The organism is Pinirhizobacter sp., from assembly GCF_035317885.1.
Taxonomy (GTDB): domain Bacteria; phylum Pseudomonadota; class Gammaproteobacteria; order Xanthomonadales; family Rhodanobacteraceae; genus Pinirhizobacter.
Genome location: NZ_DATHFX010000459.1, coordinates 1 through 3589 on the forward strand (window position 1 = coordinate 1; position 3589 = coordinate 3589).

A 3589-nucleotide genomic window follows, 5' to 3' on the forward strand; every position below is an offset into this window, starting at 1 on the left:
CGGCCAACCGACCACGCCGGCGGAATTGGACAGCGACCGGGGAGCGTCGATGCCATCGGTGGCAGCGCGGAAACGCGCCAGTTGTGCCGCCGTGACCTCGCCGTCGAACACCTCGGACTCGGCGAAGTGGGTCATCAGTCCTACCTGCGGATGCACGCCGGGCATGGCCACCAGGCGTGCATGGATATCGCCTGCCAGCTCCGGGGCGAACCCCAGGCGATGCATGCCGGTATCGATCTTCAGCCACACGCGCAGGCGGCCACGGTTCGGCTGCGCGTCGGCCAGCAAGGCCAGCTGCGATTCGTGGTGAATGGCGGCCTCGAGCTTCAGCCGCTGCATCTCGGGAACATCGGCGGCGGAGTCGGGGCCCGACAGCACCACGATGCGTTGCCTATGCCCCGCTGCGCGCAAGCGCAGGCCGTCAGCGATGGCGGCCACGGCGAAGGCGTCGGCCTCGCCGTCCAGCGCACGGGCGACGCGCTCCAGGCCGTGCCCGTAGGCATCGGCCTTGACCACCGCCATCACCTGCGCGGGCGCGGCGAGTTCGCGCAGCCTGCCCAGGTTATGGCGCAGGGCGCCCAGGTGGATGGTGGCAACGGTGGTGCGGCTCATCGGGGTCCTTCAGTGCGACGCCCGTGGATGGTGCCGCGTCGGATCAATCAAAGCCACCGATGTATGAATCGGGGGCGTAGTTCTCGAACTTGGTGTAGTGGCCAAGGAAGGCCAGCTTCACCGTATCGGTGGGCCCGTTACGCTGTTTGCCGATGATGATCTCGGCCAGGCCCTTGTCCGGGGATTCCTTGTTGTAGTACTCGTCGCGGTAGATGAACATGATTACGTCGGCATCCTGCTCGATGGCGCCCGACTCGCGAAGGTCGGACATCATCGGACGCTTGTCGGCACGTTGTTCCAGCGAACGGTTCAACTGCGACAGGGCAATCACCGGAACATCGAGCTCTTTGGCCAGGGCCTTTAGTCCACGCGAAATTTCTGAAATTTCCGTGGCACGGTTCTCCTTGTTCCCGGGCACCTGCATCAGCTGCAGGTAGTCGATCACGATCAAACCCAGGCCGTGTTCGCGCTGCAGGCGGCGGGCGCGCGAACGCATTTCCACCGGCGACATCGCCGGGGTGTCGTCGATGAAGATCTTCGCGTCCGACAGCATGGTGATGGCGGAGGTGACGCGCGGCCAGTCTTCCTCGGCCAGGTCGCCGGTGCGCAGGTGGCTCTGGTGGATGCGGCCCAGCGAGGAGATAAGGCGAAACGCCAGCTGGGACGCGGACATTTCCATCGAGAACACCGCCACCGACTTCTTGCCGCGCATGGCGGCCGCCTCGGCGATGTTCAGGGCGAAGGCCGTCTTGCCCATCGACGGGCGCGCGGCCACGATGATCAGGTCCGACGGCTGCAGGCCGGACGTGAGTTCGTCCAGGTCCGTGAAGCCGGTGGAGACACCGGTAAGCTGGCCGCGGTTCTCGTAGCGTTGGGACAGCAAGCGAAAGGCCTCCGAGACGGCCGTGCGCATCGAGACGATATCTTTCTTGCCGCGCGCGCCGCTCTCGGCAATCTTGAATACGCGCTGCTCGGCCAGCTCCATCACTTCCTGGACGCTCTTGCCCTCCGGCCGGTAGCCGTCCTCGGTGATCGCCGTACCGGCGTCGATCAGCTGCCGCAGCACGGATTTCTCGCGCACGATGTCGGCGTAGGCGGCGATGTTGGCCGCGCTTGGCGTGGCGTTGGCAAGTTCGATCAGGTAGCTGGCGCCGCCGACGAGTTCGACCATGCCATTGGCATCGAACCAGTCGCCCAGGGTCACCGCATCGCAGGGCATACCCTTGTTGGCAAGCTCGGCGATGGCACGCCAGATCAGGCGGTGGTCCTTGCGGTAGAAGTCGTCTTCGCCGAGCTTGTCGGCCACCTTGTCCATGGCGTCGGGGGCCAGCATCAGGCCACCCAGCACGGCCTGCTCGGCTTCCAGCGAATGGGGCGAGACGCGCAGGGCCTCGATGGCGGCGTTCTGGGACTTACGTTCAGGAACGAACGACATGCGCTGACCTCGAAGCGGGCGAAGCGCCGCTGGTTATGGGGACGATGATACGCGTCCCGGTCTCACGGGCCGAGACTATAAGCTGTGGATAAGCTGTGTATTGCTATGTATTGCGGTGGATAAAACAGAACGGGCGCCCGAGGGCGCCCGTTCGGCCATGCCTGGCAGGAAAGCTTTACGCTTTCTCGGCCACCACGAAGACCTTGACGGTCGCATGGATGTCGGCATGCAGCGAGACGATCACGTCGTATTCGCCGGTATTGCGGATCGGACCTGCGGACTGGATCACTTCGCTCTTGTCCACGGCGATGCCCTTGGCCGTGAGGGCCTCGGCGATGTCACGGGTGGAGACCGAACCGAACAGCTTGCCCTCGGGGCTGGCGTTCGCGGTGATGGTCACTTCCTGGCCTTCGATCTGGGCCTGGCGGCCCTGGGCGCCGGACAGGTGCTCCTTGGCCTTCGCCTCGTACTCGGCGCGGCGCGCCTCGAACTGGGCGATGTTGACGGCCGTGGCGCGGGTGGCCTTGCCGGTGGGCAGGAGGAAGTTGCGGCCGTAACCGGGCTTGACGCTGACCTTGTCGCCAAGGTCGCCCAGGTTCTTTACTTTCTGCAGCAGGATGAGATCCATGATGATTCCTTTTCGTTAGCGCGGGGTTGCCCGCGCAGCCGTGATGGCTGTCCGAAATCGATGGACGGACCCGCCGTTACGCGGGCCCGTGGGCATCAGATGTCGTGGTTGTCGGTGTACGGCAGCAGCGCCAGGAAGCGGGCGCGCTTGACGGCCGTGGCCAGCTGGCGCTGGTAGCGCGCCTTGGTACCGGTAATGCGGCTGGGGACAATCTTGCCATTCTCGGTGATGTACTGGCGGAGCGTGTTGAGATCCTTGTAGTCGATCTCCTTCACGTTCTCGGCGGTGAAGCGGCAGAACTTGCGGCGGCGGAAGAACTTGGACATGTCGGGCTCCTATCAGTCGTCGTTGTCGTCGGGATCACGGCTGATGCGACGGTCGTCGCTGTCGCCATCGTCGTCACGACGACGCGAACCCTTGGCGTCGTCCTTTTCCTTGCTCTTGATGATGAACGAAGGCTCGATGTCGGCCTCGTCACGCTTGATCACCAGGTGGCGCAGCACCGCGTCGTTGAAACGGAAGCCGGATTCCAGCTCGTTCAGCGCGTTCTGCCCAACTTCGATGTTGAGCATGACGTAGTGGGCCTTGGCCAGGTTCGCGATCGGGTAGGCCAGCTGGCGGCGGCCCCAATCTTCCAGGCGGTGGATCTTGCCGTTGTCGCCTTCGATCAGCGTCTTGTAACGCTCGATCATGGCCGGCACCTGTTCGCTCTGGTCCGGGTGGACCATGAACACGACTTCATAATGACGCATGGTGTCTCCTTGTGGATGTCACCCCTTGCGGGGATGGCAGCCTCCCGCGGGTGCGGTGAGGCAAGTCTTACCGTCCAGACGGACGGCAGCCCACAATAATAGCGTCAAAAGCCCGTGACGGGCAAGCGGCAGCTTAGGCCTGGTCGACCGAGAATCTCTCGC

5 protein-coding genes are annotated in these 3589 nt (G+C 64.2%); all 5 read right to left on the minus strand.

All coding sequences use genetic code 11. The features are described 5' to 3' along the window. On the minus strand, nucleotides 1–612 hold a 612-nt coding region (locus VK519_RS15140; RefSeq protein ID WP_324351108.1), incomplete at its 3' end, for an alanine racemase. 43 nt (nucleotides 613–655) lie between these two features. Then, nucleotides 656–2047 carry a replicative DNA helicase gene (locus tag VK519_RS15145; protein ID WP_324351110.1) on the minus strand — a complete coding sequence of 464 codons (1392 nt, stop codon included), beginning with the start codon at nucleotides 2045–2047 and terminating at the stop codon, nucleotides 656–658. Nucleotides 2048–2222: 175 nt separating this feature from the next. Further along, entirely contained in the window at nucleotides 2223–2675 is a 453-nt protein-coding gene (gene rplI / locus VK519_RS15150) for a 50S ribosomal protein L9 (protein WP_324351112.1), read from the minus strand. 95 nt (nucleotides 2676–2770) lie between these two features. Further along, on the minus strand, nucleotides 2771–3001 hold the full coding sequence (rpsR, locus tag VK519_RS15155; protein ID WP_250623437.1) for a 30S ribosomal protein S18: 231 nt from the start codon (nucleotides 2999–3001) through the stop codon (nucleotides 2771–2773). Nucleotides 3002–3013: 12 nt separating this feature from the next. After that, nucleotides 3014–3427 (minus strand): 30S ribosomal protein S6, encoded by a 414-nt coding sequence (gene rpsF, locus VK519_RS15160; protein WP_324351114.1) that lies wholly within the window; start codon nucleotides 3425–3427, stop codon nucleotides 3014–3016. Nucleotides 3428–3589 lie beyond the last annotated feature (162 nt).

Excerpts from the sequence above, each read along its gene's own strand:
- rpsR (WP_250623437.1), bottom strand. The coding sequence starts at position 3,001 with ATGTCCAAGTTCTTCCGCCGCCGCAAGTTCTGCCGCTTCACCGCCGAG.
- VK519_RS15145 (WP_324351110.1), bottom strand. The coding sequence starts at position 2,047 with ATGTCGTTCGTTCCTGAACGTAAGTCCCAGAACGCCGCCATCGAGGCC.
- rpsF (WP_324351114.1), bottom strand. The coding sequence starts at position 3,427 with ATGCGTCATTATGAAGTCGTGTTCATGGTCCACCCGGACCAGAGCGAA.
- rplI (WP_324351112.1), bottom strand. The coding sequence starts at position 2,675 with ATGGATCTCATCCTGCTGCAGAAAGTAAAGAACCTGGGCGACCTTGGC.